The sequence below is a fragment of the Methylobacterium indicum genome, assembly GCF_001043895.1.
In the GTDB taxonomy this organism is placed as follows: Bacteria; Pseudomonadota; Alphaproteobacteria; order Rhizobiales; family Beijerinckiaceae; genus Methylobacterium; species Methylobacterium indicum.
Genome location: NZ_JTHF01000006.1, coordinates 21,045 through 36,418, shown reverse-complemented (window position 1 = coordinate 36,418; position 15,374 = coordinate 21,045). Strand labels below are relative to the sequence as shown.

The following is a 15,374-nucleotide window of genomic DNA, read 5'->3' as shown; positions in this document are numbered from 1 at the left end:
CGACCGGCTCGCCGGTCGGCGTGCGCGGATCGAGGTAGCCAGCCAAACGGTAGTCGCTCCACAGCGTGGTGCCGACGAACCGGCATCCGGCGAGGATCGCGCTGGTGCCATCCAGGAGGGTGATGCCGGCGCGTTCGGCCAGCATCCCGGCCAGGGCGAGATCCTCGTCGACGACCCCATTCCAGTGCTCGTGGTTGCCCATCACGAACACCACCGGCCTGTCGCCGGCGAGGTGGCGCAGGACTGCGAAGCCGCGGCCGGGACTTCATGGCAGCCCCCCTCAGGCGGCGTCCTGCGGCCGTGCTTCGCTGCCATCCGCCTCGGTCTGTCCTGCGGGATCGTCCGTGCTCTGCGGCTCGGCCGTTGAGCCGATCAGATCGGCGAACAAGGCCCTGTCGGCGTCGCGGGTGAGGAAGGGCGGCAGCTCGCGGCGGAGCCAGTCGGCGAGGCGCTTGGTGAAGGCGGGATCGTGGCCGGCCTCGAGCCGCTGCAGCACGAGCGCGCCGAGCAGGACCTTGCGGCGGGTGTCGCGGGTGCGTTCCTGCTTGCCGCGGCGAGCCTGCAGGCTCTTCTTCTGCGCCTCGAGGTGCGCGAGGCGTTCCTCGATTGTCCGCCGCGCCATCGTCATCTCCCAGGGTCAGGCTCGACCGTTGTAGCCGTCGCGTGCGTCATGGCCAAGCTCGTTGAGTGATGCTGGCCGCTGCTCTCCTAGAGAACGGCTGCGGTGCAACACTGACGGCGTAACCTGCTTCTCACGATCGGTTCTGCCAGCGGACACTTTCCGCAGCGGCGGAGCGAAGCGACAGCAGCGGAAAGGCGCAGGTACGGGTCGCCGAGCGACCCTTTTGCTGCTAAGCTCGGCCGCAAGGAGCAAGCCTCTCGTGGCGATCTACTACTGCCAGATGTCGGTCGTCGCCCGCTCGTCCGGGCGCAGCGCAGTGGCCGCCGCCGCATACCGGGCCGGCGAGCGGCTGGAGAACCTGCGCGACGGTCTGGTGCACAACTATGCCGGCCGTATCGGCATCGGGCCGTCCGGGATCGTGCTGCCGCAGGGTGTCGAGGCCGCCTGGGCCACCGATCGCTCGGCGTTGTGGAACGCGGCTGAGGTGGCCGAGAAACGCGTCGACGCCCGCGTCGCCCGCGAGTTCGTCGTCGCGCTCCCGCACGAGCTGTCCGGCGAGGCGCGCCTGGCGCTGACCCGGGCCTTCGCCCAGGACCTCGCCGATCGCACCGGCGCGGCGGTGGATTTTGCGATCCACGAACCGCACTCCCGTGGTGACGAGCGCAACCACCACGCCCACCTCCTGATGACCACCCGGGTGATCGAGGCCGGAGGGCTCGGTGCAAAGACGTTCCTGGAGCTCGCCAACAAGCAGCTGATGCCGCGCGGCCTGCCGACCACGCAGGCGCAACTGATCGCGATCCGGCAGGCCTGGGAGGGGCTGGCGAACGCGCATCTGGCGCGCGAAGGCCTCGACCTCACCGTCGACCATCGCAGCCATGCCGAGCGCGGGCTGACGCTCGTGCCGACGCAGCATGTCGGTGTGGCGGCGACCAGCGTGCAGCGGCGCGGCGGCACGATCGAGCGCAAGCGCCTCGATCCGGCCGACGCCGCCCACAACGCGGCGGTCATAGCTCAGCGGCCGCAGGAGGTGCTCGAGCTGGTCACCGGCGAGAAGAGCGTGTTCGACGCCCGCGACATCGCCCGGGCGCTGCACCGCGCGCTCGACGACGATGCAGCCGCCTTCCAGAACGCGTTCGCGATGGTGATGGCCTCACCGGCCCTGGTGGTCCTGCAGCCCGAGAGCACCGATCCGCTCACCGGCGAGGTGAGTGCCGCGCGCTACACCACGCACGAGATGCTGGCGATTGAGACCGGGATGGCGCAGGCCGCCGGGCGGATGCAGGCGAGCCATCGGCACCGGGTCGAGGAGGGTCACGTCGCGGGGGCGATCGCGGCGCAGGATGCGGCGATCCGGGCGAGCACGGGCGAGGCCTCGGCGGGGTTGTCGCCGGAGCAGCGCGAAGCAATCCAGCACGTCACCGGGCCGGAGCGGATCGCGGCGGTGGTCGGGTTTGCCGGAGCCGGCAAGAGCACGATGCTCGCCGCCGCGCGGGCGGCCTGGGAGGCCCAAGGCTACCGGGTGCACGGCGCGGCGCTGGCGGGCAAGGCGGCGGAGGGGTTGGAGGAGAGTTCGGGCATCGCCAGCCGCACCCTGGCCTCGTGGGAGCTCGGCTGGCGCAACGAGCGCGGGCTGCTCGGGAATGGCGATGTCCTGGTGATCGACGAGGCCGGGATGGTCGGCTCGCGCCAGCTCGCGCGGTTCGTCGCGGAGGTGGAGGCGCGTGGGGCAAAGCTGGTGCTGGTGGGCGACCACGAGCAGCTGCAGGCGATCGGGGCGGGAGCGCCGTTCCGGGCGATCGCGGAAGCGATCGGTCACGCCGAACTCTCCGATATCCGCCGGCAGCGCGAGCCGTGGCAGCGTGCGGCCTCGGTGGCGTTCGCCAGTCACCGCACGACCGAGGGCCTGCAGGCCTACCAGAAGGCCGGAGCGATCGAGATCGCGCCTGACCGGGCGCACGCCGAGGCGATGATCGTGCGGGACTACCTCGCCGATCGGGAGCGCCGGCCCACCGGCTCGCGGGTGGTCCTGGCGCATCGCCGGGCCGACGTGCGGGCGCTCAACGACGGGATCCGGGCCGCGTTGCAGAAGCGAGAGGCGCTGGCGCAAGGCGAGGAGGCGGGGGAGCGGGCGTTCGCGACCAATGACGGTGAGCGCTGGTTCGCGCCGGGGGACCGGCTGGTGTTCCTGGAGAACGACCGGGCGTTGGGCGTGAAGAACGGGATGCTGGGCACGGTCGAGGCAGCGGCTGCGGGGCGGATCGTGGTGCGGCTCGACGGGGCGGAGGAGCGCCGGGTCGAGGTGGCGACGGACGCGTATCAGGCGCTCGACCACGGCTACGCGACGACGATCCACAAGAGCCAGGGAGCGACGGTGGATCGGGCGTTCGTACTGGCCTCGACGACCTTGGATCGGCACCTGACCTACGTGGCGATGACCCGCCACCGGGATGCCGCCCAGCTCTACGTCGACGGCAGCGAGTTCGGGCTGAGCGGTCCGACGGAGGCCAGGGCGGCGCTACCGGCCCGGTTCGCCGCACGGCTGTCGCGGGCGGGTACGAAGGAGACGACGCTGGACTATGCGCCGGCCTACGCGGCGCGGCGGGGGATCGCCGAACGGTTCGGGCTCGGCAGTACGATCGCCTTGAAGCCGAACGGCGCGGGGGAGGCCACGACCCGGAGCCGCCGGGGGCTGTTTTCGGGACTTCGCCTGAGCCGACCCGGCCCGGTCGAGGTTCCGGTGGCGCCGGCGCCGCGGCGCGACCCGTTCGCCGGATTGAAGCTCAGACCCGGCCGCCCGAGCCAGTCGGAGCCGGCGATCGTCCCGGTGGCGGGGCTACGACCCACGAACGCCGCAGGGAAGATCCCAGACCCTGGGGGTACGCGCAGTCCCGCCGAGTTTGGGTTCGAAGCGGCGCTCGGGCGCTATCTTCGCGCGTTCGACGCTCGTGAGCGCCAGGTCGTGGCTGGCCTCCCCGTGCTCGAAGGACAGGCGCGGGAACTCAGCGCCGCTAAGGCAGCGCTCGAGCAGGTCCGCCCCGGGGTGGGAGAAACCCTGCGCTCGGCTCTGCAGCACGATCCGGAAGCCGCGCCAGCGCTCGCGATGCCTCCCGGACGCGCCCGCGTCGCGGCCCTGACGGCGGTTCTCGATCGCGAGGCGGCGGTCCTCGCCGATCCGGCCTCGCGCGCGGAGCGCTTCGTGCGATCCTGGAGCGATCTGAGGGCGCAGCGCGCGGCTTTGCCCGGTCGGGAGCACGAGAAGGCGCGCGGGGCGGTCGAAGATCGGATGCGGGCCTTGAGGCTGAGCCTGACCGACGATCCCGCGCTGGAGACGGCTTTGGCTTTGCGGCGCGGGGACCTCGGGATCGCGCTCCGGGCCGAGCCGGAACTCGGTCTGTCGCACGAGCTCGAGCGCAGCCTGGCGCCGGAGCGTAGCCTGACACATGAGCGTGCCTTGAGCCTGGGGCCGAGCCTCGGATTGTGAACCGCGGGGGAAGCGAGATGCGGGACGACGAGCGCCGCGCGGGCCGGCCTGATCCGGGGCTGGGTGTTATGGAGGCGGACGAGACCGTGGATGCGGCGGTGGCGTTCGAGGCCTTGCGCGCCAGTGTCGAGCGGGTGGGGTGTGAGGTCCACGCGGAGACCGCACGTCTGCGGGAGGACGTGGCGGCCGCCCTGGATCGCGCCGAGATGGCCGGGACACCAGTCGACTACAGCGCCGATCTGGGCCGCCTGGTCCAGGAACTGGCGACGGTGAGCGGGCGCCTGAACGCCATCGAACGGCTTCCCGCCCTGCGCCAGGATGCGGAGCGCACCGTCACCCTACTCCAGAACACCAGCGAGGGGTTGGTTCGGGACGCGGTTCAACGGCTCGACGCACGGGCGGCGGAGTTCCTGCGGGAAACTCGCGTGCTGAAGGCCAGGAAATGGCCGGCATGGATGTCCGACGAGCGGAACTGGCTCGCCTCCGTCGGTGTGGTTGGCGGTATGGCGGGCTTCTACCTCGGGGTGATGGCAGTCCTCGTACTTCCGGGGCTCTTGCCGTTCGGGTCAGCCGAACGTGTGGCCACGCAGATCCTCGGATTGGAGTCGTGGCAGGCGGGCGTTCGCTTGATGGAGTTCGAGAACCCGGTCGGGCTGAGGCAGCTGGCCGCGGCCGGTGAGCTGATGCGAGAGAACGCTGCGGTGATTGCGGCTTGCCGCCAAACTGTCGCCAAGACGGGCAGGGACCAGCCCTGTACCATCACCGTTCCGGTTGAGAGGAAATAGAGCCGTGATCCAATCCTTGCTCTTGGGCGAAGAAAGGATGTAGGCTGAATTATATTTTTGTATATATAAAAATATATTTGTGAGCGATAAAGGACGTTATCACCCATAGCAGCGACTCGCACACACGATCTGCGAGTAGGCCAGTCAGCATGCATCTGAGAGCCTGTTTGACTATGATTATCTGCATTGGTTTCGCTGATAGGCCTGCATGAGCCTGTGGCAGTTGGCTATACTGATGCTGTCCTCGGCTGCGCCGGGCTTTGCTCCCAGTGGCGTGTCAGGCGGCGATAGCGTGTCGAGAGCGTGCCGAACGTCGCTTCGATGCGCCAACGCAGCGGCAACGGCTGGAAGCCCTTGGTCTGCGCCTCACGGGTGGAGATCTGCACCTCCACGCCGTGGCAGGCAGCGGCCTCGTCCATCCGCGCGCCGGTGTAGATCCCGTCCGCCTTGACCCGCACCGGCGACCAGCCCACCTCGGCGGCACGATCCAGCAGCCAGCCCGCCGCTTGCGTGTCGTGGACATTGGCCGCCGTCACCACCGCGGCCAGGACAAAGCCGCGCGAGCACGTCAGCACATGGCGTTTGATGCCCCGCACCTTCTTCTTGCCGTCAGTCCCGTGGATCCCCGCCTGCGGACCGGACACGACACTCTGCGAGTCGAGGATCGCGGTCGAAGGCTCGGCGGGGCGGTCGCGCTGGCGCCGCACCGCCCGCGTCAGCATGGCAGCAACCTCCGACCAAATCCCGTCAGCGCGGAACCGGTCGTGCCAGGTGCGCACCGTCGCCCACGGCCCGAAGTCGCTGGGCAGGTAGCGCCACGGGCAGCCGGTCTTCTCCAGGTACAAGCAGGCGTTGACCATCTCGCGCAGGTCGACCTTAAGCGGCTCGTAGCTCGACAGCAGCGGCGCGATCAGCGCCCATTGCGCATCCGTCAGGTCGCTGGGATAGCGACGACCGTCGTCCTTATAGAGATCGCGGTCTGCCTGCGTCCACATCGGCTCCTCCTACCAACGTCAACGCGCGACTGTCGAAATCAGTCAAACATGCTCTCAGCTCATTATAAAAATTGTAGTGCCCCTCATAAATTATCGCTTTTAATCATAGCATCAAGTTGCTACGGTAAAAATATCGCCCACGGACAAACCTGCAGAAATATTAGAGGTCTCTCTTGATCCAACAGCGTACAGCACTTGTGATCGGAAATGCCAACTATGTCGGCCCGAACACAATAAAACTTAAAAATCCCGTCAATGATGCTGAAGCAATCGCGCGCAAATTGAAAAAATATAACTTTTCTATAACATCTGTTTTGGATGGTACCTTTGCAGATATGCGGACTGCGTTAAATAATTTCCAATCGACTATAAAACCACAAGGCGTAGCATTGGTATTTTTTGCTGGCCACGGCATCCAAATTGACGGCGAAAATTTTCTTTTTGCCTGCGATACAGACGCAAGCGGGGAAGGTCAGGCTAAGTATTCTTCTCTTTCACTTAATCAGATAATCGATGTTCTTGACCGTTCGAAGGCTGATACTAAAATTGTTATTCTTGATGCCTGTCGTGAAAACCCATTTGTGACTACATGGCATCGATCAGGCATAAATCGTGGGCTAGCCTCGATATTTGCACCACGAGGGACAATCATCGCCTTTGCGACGTCGCCGGGGCAGGTCGCGGCCGATGGCCTAGCCGCCAATGGTACCTACACTGGCGCATTGCTACAGCATATCGACGCGCCCGACACTCCGATTGAAACAGTCTTTAAACGTACGCGCAACACAGTTGCAGCTAATACGGCCGGTAAGCAAATTACCTGGGAACATACTTCACTAGCCGGTGATTTTTACTTCAATACAAGCGCAATTAGCTTCGTTACCACCTATGCTGCATCATCAATCGCTGACAGCCTGTTCGTTCTAGATCCAGGAAAAACCTCGCATCAAATCATCCGAGGCTTAAAAACCATCGACTGGTATACGCAAAATCCTGCGATAGGCCGTGTAACGCCAGCATTTGCGAATACGGTTAAGGACGAGACGCTGTTTGTCCTCGGCCGCAATATATATCAGGCTGCACACGGAGGCGCCCGATCGGCGGAGGCTTTTATCCAGAACTTCGTTGATAAGACGAGTGGAATGAAGTCCGAGAAAATTCGCGCATTGTTAGATGGTATAATTTTTGAGATATTCTTCGACTCTAAAGGAGAGCTGCGTGAAACAATCAAAGGAAATATGTTTGATGAAGTATTCGAGTTGCAAAAATTTGCGCAGTTCAAAGACAGTTTTGAATTTATTGCGTCAACTTTAATTGGAACTCACGGCGATTTCTACACGGTGCCTGGAAAGGGTCATACATTATCAGTAACAGTCGTTACAAAGACCGAAAAGAAAGGCAATATAATCACGGGCGTATTCATTGATACTGTAAACGTCTTTAGGTTAACCGATCCCGAGTATGCAGTCGAAGATGGTGAGCCAACGCTGGCGCGAAGCATAAGTCAGGATGTTTTTGAGGAACAACTCGCTAAAGATCTGATCGTCCCGCAGCGATTACTGCAGGTGAGATACACGCCGGCGCTTCAACCCAGCGATAAAATCCGTTACCCTTATGGCTGGGGTGTCTCCAAAAAGTAGCATGAACGCTCGTGTCCAAGCTGAAGGCCCTACCACCGAATTATAGGTGGTAGGGCACGTCGCTGTCACAACGGCAAACTCGTGGCGACCAAATCAGCTATTTTTTACCACCGCCAGAAGGCTTTGGCGGTGGAGGAGCAGGAGGCTTAGGTGTCTCCCGAGCGATATTTTTTGTACTATCGCTCGTAGGACGCGGCGTTTGTGCGTTTGTCCCACCGCGACTTGTGGTCGGAGGTTTGCCAGGAAGGGCCTGAATGACTGAACCAAACACGCTTCTCTCCGAGCGGTTAAGCGAGGCAGACATTGAAACCCTAAAAGAGATAATTCGCAATGCCGAGTCACACCTAGGAGGACAACTCACGTTAGGAGTAGCATCGAACCAACGTGCCCTAACGTTAACTAGCCTATTTGGTACGGGGGCCGTTGTTATAGGTGGTGCAGCTGGCTCTCTTCTTTTAGGTCAGTTTCCTCGCCTAGATTTAGGTATTGTATGCGTAATAATTTGCATTGGCCTTCTTATCTCAATGCGGTTAGCCATATCAGCTGCACTTCCAACAGATTGGTACGTGGCTGGAAACACCCCAAGCCAATGGGCATCAGATGTTGGACTTAAAATCAGCTTGAAAAGGTCTCTGGCAGAGCAAGCTGCCTGGTACGCAAGCATGATTAGTGACAATGATTCTTGCATGAAGTTTTCCAATAAAAGACTAACATTATCATTGAAATTTGCATGGGGCAGTCTTGTTGCCGGCGGCGTGTTGGGCATAATTGTTGTTGCAGCGGCTAGAATAAATTGGCAGCTAGTAATAAACAGAGCAACTTCCTATGAAACGCCTGTCAAAGCCTTGCCTGAAACGCCGCCTACGAACAACGTCAGGAGGCAAAGATAATTATAATTCATTCATTCTTATTATTACCTGTAAGCACATTCTGAACCCGCTGTGCGATTTTGGCCTTTGAATTTACGATTGCTGTCGCGAGACATCCATGGATGAACGGATTGAAGCAATATCACGGGCTGGTTCTTTACCAACCAACGCTACTAACACTTCCATCCCAAGGTCTCGAACGCTCTCGATCGTCGTGCATCCTGCAGAAAATAGCGCCAGGTATTGACCTCTGGTCAGCGCCACTGGCAGCCTAACGAGCGATACCGCACCGTCAGGCAGACCGAATTCCAAACGTCGCAAGATTTCATCAAGCCCACTTAGAAATTCCGGCTGATCCGGAAACAGCGCTGAAAGTATCTGGTGAGCAGATCTGAGATGAAACCGTGTTCCATCAGCAATTCTTATGATGTCTCCGTAGCTAATCGCTCCTTGAAAAGGAGTTGTTGTATAGCGTTTTTCGAGTATGTCTATGGGTTCGCCGCTCATCCAGTCATACATTAACGACGCCCGTTTGCACCGTCCCCAGAACCCGACCTCGTCACGGCAATAACGCTGCAGAGACTGAGCTAAAGGATGGCCGTATCGCTGTGCAACATCAGCAGCACGCACACTTTCAGATCGACCCTTCTTCATAACTGGCGTGTAGATGGCATCCATTTCGTCCAGTACCTGGATCATCGCTACAACTTGGAAGGGCTGGATTCCCGAGATGTCGACCTGGCGCATAAGCTCGACCAGACGGATACTGGACTCGAAGGAGAGAGACGACGCGCCGCAGGCGCGACCAACGAGGGTCAGGTGGATCAACTCGCCTTCGCGTTCTGCTAATCCCGCCTGTAGCAGCCGTTCCACCAGGGCGCTGATCTCGCCCTCGACACGCGAAATCCATTGCGGATTTGCCCGTGAGGCTGTGTAGCCGCCGAACGTGTTAACGAGCAAACCTGGAATATCTGTGATTAATACGCCCCGCACCTGACTGAGGAGCCGGAGGACCCAGGTCGGCAGGTCACGGTGCTGAAACGATGAGGTAACTGCCTCAGGGGCACCCAAGACGTATTTCTTGAAGAGCTGGGCTCGCTCCATAGGCGTGTCTGCCAGGATGATGGACTTACCGATTTCGTTATAACCAAAGCGACCAGCCCGACCTGCCATGTTCTTGTACTCTGCAACGGTAAAGGGTCGACCGTCCTCACCAACGAATTCATTTTCGGCCAGAATAACCGTCGATGCTGGCGAGTTGATGCCTGCGGCAAGCGTGGTCGTGGCTGCCAGCACGTGGATCCCAGCATCAGTGCTGCGAAACCCACGCTCGATGGCCTCGCGCTCCGCGCGCAACAGGTTGGTGTTGTGGAAGGCGGTGCCACCCGCGAGGCATCCACGCAGGTCCTGGGATGCCGCGGTGAGATCCTGGGTCGGCAGAGCATCAAGGACACTGGAGGCCGGTGGAAGCCCTAACTCCTTGGACAGGTAGCGTGCGCACCCTTGTGCGGGTCCGCGCATGTTGCGGAAGACGATCAGCTTCTCGCCGGCTTGAACCAGTTGGCGGGCCAGCGGCACAATCACGTCTTGAGAGCTAGGCTTTTCACGGCGCTGCACGATCTGGTGTCCGGGCAGCAGCGCTTCGGACTTGGTGGTGCCGTCTGTATCGACAAACTGGAACGTGCCGCGCCGGTCGAGCACCCCTTCAATAAGCGGAACTGGTCGCTCCTTTGCTACAAGTAGCGGCAGTCCGAGCCAACGATCGAAGCTGTTCAGGTTGCCGATAACGGCTGAGAGCACAACGAGCTGAGGATTTACGCCACGGTCGCGCGCGCGTAGCAGTAGCGCATAAATTAACTCGACGGTAATTCCGCGGTTCGGATCGGTGATGAACTGGCCTTCATCGACGACAACCAAGCCAAGCTGATTAAGAAAACGGGGTGATCTTAGTGCTAGGTTAAGAAACATCTCGTAAGTAAAAAACGCAATGTCGTATCGCCCGCTAAGGACCGGGGTAACGCCGTCTGCAGCATCGCCACTGCAGCGCACTACTCTTAATCCAGCCTCGGCATATCGAGCACTAAATTCTTCGAATTTTTCGTTGACTAACGCCCGGTAGGGCAGAAGGAAAGCTGCTTTTCGGCCGCCAATAACCGCCTGAACTGCGGACAGCTCACCGATCATCGTTTTACCGGAACTTGTAGGTGCAATGACAAGCAGCGAGTTGCCGCTCAGTACCCCATGCTGGTTGACTGCCTTAAGCTGCAGATCGTTCAGACCTTGCGGGAAGGCCGCAACCCACTGCTGCACCACCTCCTGAGGGAAACCATGCTGTGCAAGTTCAGCGAATGATCCGGAAATTTGGAGAATAGCCGTGACCGGGAACGCAGCTTGAAAATTTTCACCTCGTTGCAGGATCGGAAAAGTGAGACCTCCCTGAACGTTGCCCAAAAATACTGGCGTCTGTGTTACCCCCATACGCTCCGCTTCAACGCGTGCAATGCGGATCACTTCACCGGCAATTTCGGGAAAGCTCACAGAGGGCCCTTCAGCCCTGCTCATGGCTTCAATCACAGCATGGGTAAGCAGACCATGCCCTGACCCTGGCTGCTCCCAGGCCGCTTCGTTGGTCGCACATGCAGCGAGTAGAATACGGCCTTCGCCGTAAATCCCTGTCAGCGCGAAGGCACTCCTGGGGCGGGCACTTGTTTCGAGCACACGGGCTGGAGCCTGACCGCTGAAGCAGCAGTCGAGAATGCAAAGCACTACGCGAGCTTTAGTGGTAGCAAACTGTTCTGCCAGTCCCACCATGGGCAATGCCGTCCCAGGCAGATTTGATGAGACAGTGTCGTGAAGAATAAGGTTTCCGTCTGGGGACCCATGGCCCGCAAAGCTGATGATCACAACATCATCCTCTGTCGCGGCCGACAGAGCGCTTTGTATGGATTGCGCAACATCGGTATGGGTGGCTGTTTCGTCCACAAGCAGCTGTGCCGAGAGATTTTCAACAGTATCTGTGAAAAGCGCCCACAAAGCTATTGCATCGCGACGTGCCCCGTTCAGCTCTGGAACGAGTGGGTCAATGTACTTGTCGACACCGACAAAGATAGCTTTAAGACCCAAAATTCTCGTCCTTCTATATCTTTATATCGTTTTATGATCTGTATAGAACGTAAGATCTGCTAATCGATCAGTCTATGATAATGACCGACTGAAATTACAGCTTCGACAAACCGTTTGGCGGTTTCGAGATCCATAATAACGCCCTTATCATCCACCTTGAGGTAGATGCTGTCTGTCCCAGTTTTTCCATTGCCGAGCTGGCAGTTCGAATAATATGACGATCGTCCAAACTCGACTTCTAGTTTACCATTGCCGTCTTGATCGACAATAACTTCTTCGAAATAGCATGTCGTCGCCATAACGGGTTCATCCTCCTGTACAGGGGTCAGATTAGAGCACAAAAGAAGAACATGAAAGGTTGTTGCGTTGCCCTATCCACCTTCAAACGCGGTTAGAAGACAAGGCATGGAGGTAGCCCTGCAAGCTAGACCGCCAGCAGCTCGCCCCATCGCGTGGTGTATCGCTGAGACAGGAACTCCGCCTTGAGCTTCCACCCCCGCTCAAGGCCGGGAAGCCGCGAACCGCACCCGGTCCCGGCCGTGGCGGGCGTTGAGCTGGTCCACAATCGCCATCAGGCGGACCCGCTCCGGCGGGTCCGGCCGCAGAAACAGCGAGCCTTGCACGGCGGCGGCTGGGGCGAGGTCGAGGAACAGGATGCCGGTCTTCTTGTACTGGAACCCCGGCCGACAGATGCGCCGCAGGCCCCGAAGGGCGGCACGGATCAATCGGCTGGTGTCGGCCGTGGCGATCGTCAGCTTGACGTGCTGAGTGGCGTGCGATGGGCATGGCGTGGCTCGCATGGGACGCCTTCAGCTATACAGCCCTTCCGCCTGCAGGTAGGCAAGCAGCTGTCGGGCCTGCTCCTGGGCTGTAGCGTCACGCTTCTGCTCGTCGAACCCGTGCGCGAACATCGGCAGGAGGCGGCTCGTCGCTCGCTCCATCGCCGAGCCCTCCCACAGGATCAGCACCTCGCGGTCGGTCAGGTCCTTCACGAAGTACCAGAGCGTCAGCATCACGCTCAGCGCCGGCCGGTTGCCCCATCCGGCGATCACGCCTTTCCCGATGCGTTCGACCCGGCGCAGGAGGGCATGCTGCTTCTTCCCGACAAGATCACCGAAGGGCTCGCGGAGGGCGGCTTGCAGGTCGGCGCGCAAGGCGGCGATGTCAGCCTCGGCTCTCGCTGCCTGATCCGGGTCGGCCGGGACGAACACGCCAGGTGCGGCGGTGAGCGCATAGAGGAGGTAGGCCGGGATCGCGAGCTCGACGCGCTGGCGATCGGATAGGGTGGGCATTATGCGATCATGAGCTGAGGGAGATGTGTGTAGGCGGCGCCGATCCGGCGGCGCTTGTGTAGCCCTTCGGTGCGACTGCATCGAGACCCGTCGCGACGACGCGCGGCCCGAATTGACACAACGGCACGCCCTGGCTCGACTGGGGCACGACGCGGTGAGTCGGAAGCTGGCCGACCTGGTCGCCCCGCGATGGAGCCCCGATGCAGACTGGACGTGAGCAAAGCCGAGGATCTGCCCTTGCTGCTCCTCGCACGCCCGCCGTGGTGCCGGCCCGGCCCGCGCGGCCCACGCTGACCCTCAAGGGCAAGGTGTCTGCTCCGCCTCAGAAGGTTGTTCCGGAGCGGCCCGCGGTGGACACCGCCGCTGCGTCCAGCCCGCGTGCCGAGCCTGTCGAGGTCGTGCCGACGCCGAAGCCCGCGCCGGTCGCCCCGGCCGCGGCGACGGATGCGCCCGCCAAGCCGGCGCGCCCGTTCCGTCCCTGGGCACGGAGCCGGGTACCGAGCACTGCGGGCCCCGCTGTCCTCGCCCGTGCCCAGGCGCTCAACGCCCTCCTGGTCGCGCCGATCGGTGTCCTCCCGGCCACGGTGGGCGATCCCATGCGTCCCTTCCAGGTCGGTCTCGGCCCCGAGATCCTCGCCCGCCGCCGGCCCGAGGTGACGGTCAATGTCTGCGAACGGGCGATCCGCGATTACGTGCGCAGCTTCAGCTACCGGCACGCGGTCGCCCAGCCTGGATCGATGCGCTACGACCTCGACGGCAACCCGGTCGAGCCGGTGAGTGAGAAGGATCGGCACGACATGCAGCGCAACTGCGAGGTCGACCGAGAGAGGACCCGGCAGCGCAAAGCTGCTGCTGCGCTCGCAGCGGCTGCCACCGGCGCCGAGGCGGTTGGTCCTGCCGAAGGCGCAGCGTCGTCGGGCCCATAGGGTGTCTGAGCCCAGGAGGGGCGTCCCCTTCGGGCCGCGCCCTACTCGCCGCCTGCGGCGGCTCCCCGAACCCGCTGCGCGGTTTCGGCCCTCCGGGTGACGGTCGACTGACGCGGCATAAGGTGGCCTGCGGCCAAGTTTGCTGAGTGGGGGGCCAGCCGCCCGAACCGGCCTCAAGGCCGCAAGGGCCTTGACCCCGGCCCGGTCGCCTGGCGCTGGGCTGCCGGCGCCTTCGACGCCCCGGAGGGCGTCTACGCCGCCTCTCCGGATCTTTCTCACGCTCGCATAAGGGCGGCTTCTGGAACGGGAGAAGAGTGTTCCTCTGGAATTTGAGCAACACTTATTCAGCCTTAATCGACGGCCTTGATCCGAGTCGGAGAGCCCGCCGCAGTTTCTCGGTGGTGACCCTCGGCACACAAGCGGTGGTCGGAGAGCACCTCGATAACCCGACACTCGCCGACACGCCCATGGCCGCATTCCCCGACCATGCGGGACAACTCACTTCTCAGTGCCGTCAGCCGCGTGATGCGGCGCTCGACCTCGACGAGGTGCCGCCGAGCGATGACATCCACCTCGGCACAAGGACGATCCGGCTGGGCGGCGAGCGCCAGAAGCTCCCGGATGGCCTCGATCTCAAACCCGAGCTCGCGCGCATGGCGAATGAAAGTTAGGCGCTCGACATCGGCTTGGCCGTAACGTCGGCGTCCACCTTCGGTTCGGGGCGGAGGCGGAAGTAGTCCCGCCTGCTCGTAGTAGCGCACGGTCGGGATCAGCACGCCGGTGCGCCGTGATAGCTCGCCGATCGGGAATTCCATTTTTGGCCTTGCTCCTCTAGTCACTAGAGGAAGTAGGACCCCTTTGACGTTCCAGGAAGGAGGGGGTCATGGCCGATCATTGCTGCGGCACGGACCACGTTCATCACACCCATGAGGCGGCCCACACCGGTGCAGCCGAGCCGGGCCGGACGGACGCTTGCGGGGCAACCGAGGGCGCCTGCGGCTGTTCGGGAGGCGTACCCGTCTTCGATGGCCTCGACCCGCGCTACAAGCGCATTCTCTGGACGGTCATCGGCATCAACGCGGCGATGTTCCTCACCGAGACGGTGGCCGGGCAGCTCGCCGGCTCGCAAGCACTCAAGGCCGACGCCCTCGACTTCCTCGCCGACACCGTCACCTACGGTCTCAGCCTCGCGGTCATCGGCGCCTCCCTCCGGGTGCGGTCGGCGGCGGCGCTCGCAAAGGGTGTATCACTCAGTCTGATGGCGGCATGGGTGTTTGGCTCGACCGCCTACCATGTGCTCGTGCTTGGGATGCCGAAGGCCGAGGTGATGGGCGTCATCGGCGTGATGGCGCTCGTGGCCAACCTCGCCTCGGTGCTGCTGCTGCGGCCGTACAAGGACGGCGACGCCAACGTGCGCTCGGTCTGGCTCTGCTCACGCAACGACGCGATCGGCAACGTTGTGGTGATGGCGGCAGCCCTCGGCGTCTGGGGCACCTCGACCGCCTGGCCCGACCTCGCGGTCGCCGCGGTGATGGCCGGCATCTTCCTGACCTCGTCCGTGCAGATCCTGCGTCAGGCATGGCGGGAATACCGCGATGGCGCTGCCGTGGCTTATCCCACACCGGCCGAGTAGCCGTG

At 62.1% G+C, this 15,374-nt stretch carries 13 protein-coding genes and 2 pseudogenes; 6 read left to right on the top strand and 9 right to left on the bottom strand.

The features are described from left to right. Nucleotides 1-214, bottom strand: a pseudogene (locus QR78_RS00805) (metallophosphoesterase); the annotation flags it as partial. Between the two features lie 66 nt (nt 215-280). Continuing rightward, a complete protein-coding gene (locus tag QR78_RS00800) occupies nt 281-622 on the bottom strand; it encodes a hypothetical protein (protein WP_048425574.1) in 342 nt (113 codons plus the stop codon). A 259-nt stretch (nt 623-881) separates the two neighbouring features. Between QR78_RS00800 and traA the strand changes: the two genes are divergently transcribed. Continuing rightward, on the top strand, nt 882-4,106 hold the full coding sequence (gene traA / locus QR78_RS00795) for a Ti-type conjugative transfer relaxase TraA (protein ID WP_048425573.1): 3,225 nt from the start codon (nt 882-884) through the stop codon (nt 4,104-4,106). 17 nt (nt 4,107-4,123) lie between these two features. Further along, on the top strand, nt 4,124-4,891 hold the full coding sequence (locus QR78_RS00790; protein ID WP_048425572.1) for a DUF6118 family protein: 768 nt from the start codon (nt 4,124-4,126) through the stop codon (nt 4,889-4,891). A 177-nt stretch (nt 4,892-5,068) separates the two neighbouring features. Here the strand turns inward: QR78_RS00790 and QR78_RS00785 are convergent. Beyond that, nucleotides 5,069-5,886, bottom strand: a pseudogene (locus QR78_RS00785) (IS5 family transposase). 173 nt (nt 5,887-6,059) lie between these two features. Here QR78_RS00785 and QR78_RS00780 point away from each other — a divergent pair. Next, nucleotides 6,060-7,526 (top strand): caspase family protein, encoded by a 1,467-nt coding sequence (locus QR78_RS00780; protein ID WP_053220748.1) that lies wholly within the window; start codon nt 6,060-6,062, stop codon nt 7,524-7,526. Between the two features lie 254 nt (nt 7,527-7,780). Further along, on the top strand, nt 7,781-8,416 hold the full coding sequence (locus tag QR78_RS33745) for a hypothetical protein (RefSeq protein ID WP_125901200.1): 636 nt from the start codon (nt 7,781-7,783) through the stop codon (nt 8,414-8,416). A gap of 72 nt (nt 8,417-8,488) precedes the next feature. Here QR78_RS33745 and QR78_RS00775 read toward each other — a convergent pair whose 3' ends face one another. From QR78_RS00775 to QR78_RS00760, 5 genes are all read right to left on the bottom strand, one after another. After that, on the bottom strand, nt 8,489-11,518 hold the full coding sequence (locus QR78_RS00775; protein WP_048425571.1) for a DEAD/DEAH box helicase: 3,030 nt from the start codon (nt 11,516-11,518) through the stop codon (nt 8,489-8,491). 59 nt (nt 11,519-11,577) lie between these two features. Beyond that, nucleotides 11,578-11,817 carry a hypothetical protein gene (locus tag QR78_RS00770; protein WP_048425570.1) on the bottom strand — a complete coding sequence of 80 codons (240 nt, stop codon included), beginning with the start codon at nt 11,815-11,817 and terminating at the stop codon, nt 11,578-11,580. Between the two features lie 125 nt (nt 11,818-11,942). Next, a complete protein-coding gene (locus QR78_RS36630; RefSeq protein WP_082171928.1) occupies nt 11,943-12,083 on the bottom strand; it encodes a DUF4113 domain-containing protein in 141 nt (46 codons plus the stop codon). Next, on the bottom strand, nt 12,019-12,318 hold the full coding sequence (locus QR78_RS00765; RefSeq protein WP_053220746.1) for a DinB/UmuC family translesion DNA polymerase: 300 nt from the start codon (nt 12,316-12,318) through the stop codon (nt 12,019-12,021). Before QR78_RS00765 ends, QR78_RS36630 begins: the two co-directional genes overlap by 65 nt. A 9-nt stretch (nt 12,319-12,327) precedes the next feature. Beyond that, nucleotides 12,328-12,810, bottom strand: a complete 483-nt coding sequence (locus tag QR78_RS00760) for a hypothetical protein (protein WP_048425569.1) — start codon at nt 12,808-12,810, stop codon at nt 12,328-12,330. 350 nt (nt 12,811-13,160) lie between these two features. Between QR78_RS00760 and QR78_RS31790 the strand changes: the two genes are divergently transcribed. Then, on the top strand, nt 13,161-13,736 hold the full coding sequence (locus QR78_RS31790; protein WP_125901198.1) for a ProQ/FINO family protein: 576 nt from the start codon (nt 13,161-13,163) through the stop codon (nt 13,734-13,736). A 350-nt stretch (nt 13,737-14,086) separates the two neighbouring features. Here the strand turns inward: QR78_RS31790 and QR78_RS00750 are convergent, their stop codons facing one another. Then, entirely contained in the window at nt 14,087-14,551 is a 465-nt protein-coding gene (locus tag QR78_RS00750) for a MerR family transcriptional regulator (protein ID WP_048425568.1), read from the bottom strand. A gap of 68 nt (nt 14,552-14,619) precedes the next feature. Here QR78_RS00750 and QR78_RS00745 point away from each other — a divergent pair, with 68 nt between their 5' ends. Continuing rightward, nucleotides 14,620-15,369 carry a cation efflux transmembrane domain-containing protein gene (locus QR78_RS00745; RefSeq protein ID WP_048425567.1) on the top strand — a complete coding sequence of 250 codons (750 nt, stop codon included), beginning with the start codon at nt 14,620-14,622 and terminating at the stop codon, nt 15,367-15,369. Nucleotides 15,370-15,374 lie beyond the last annotated feature (5 nt).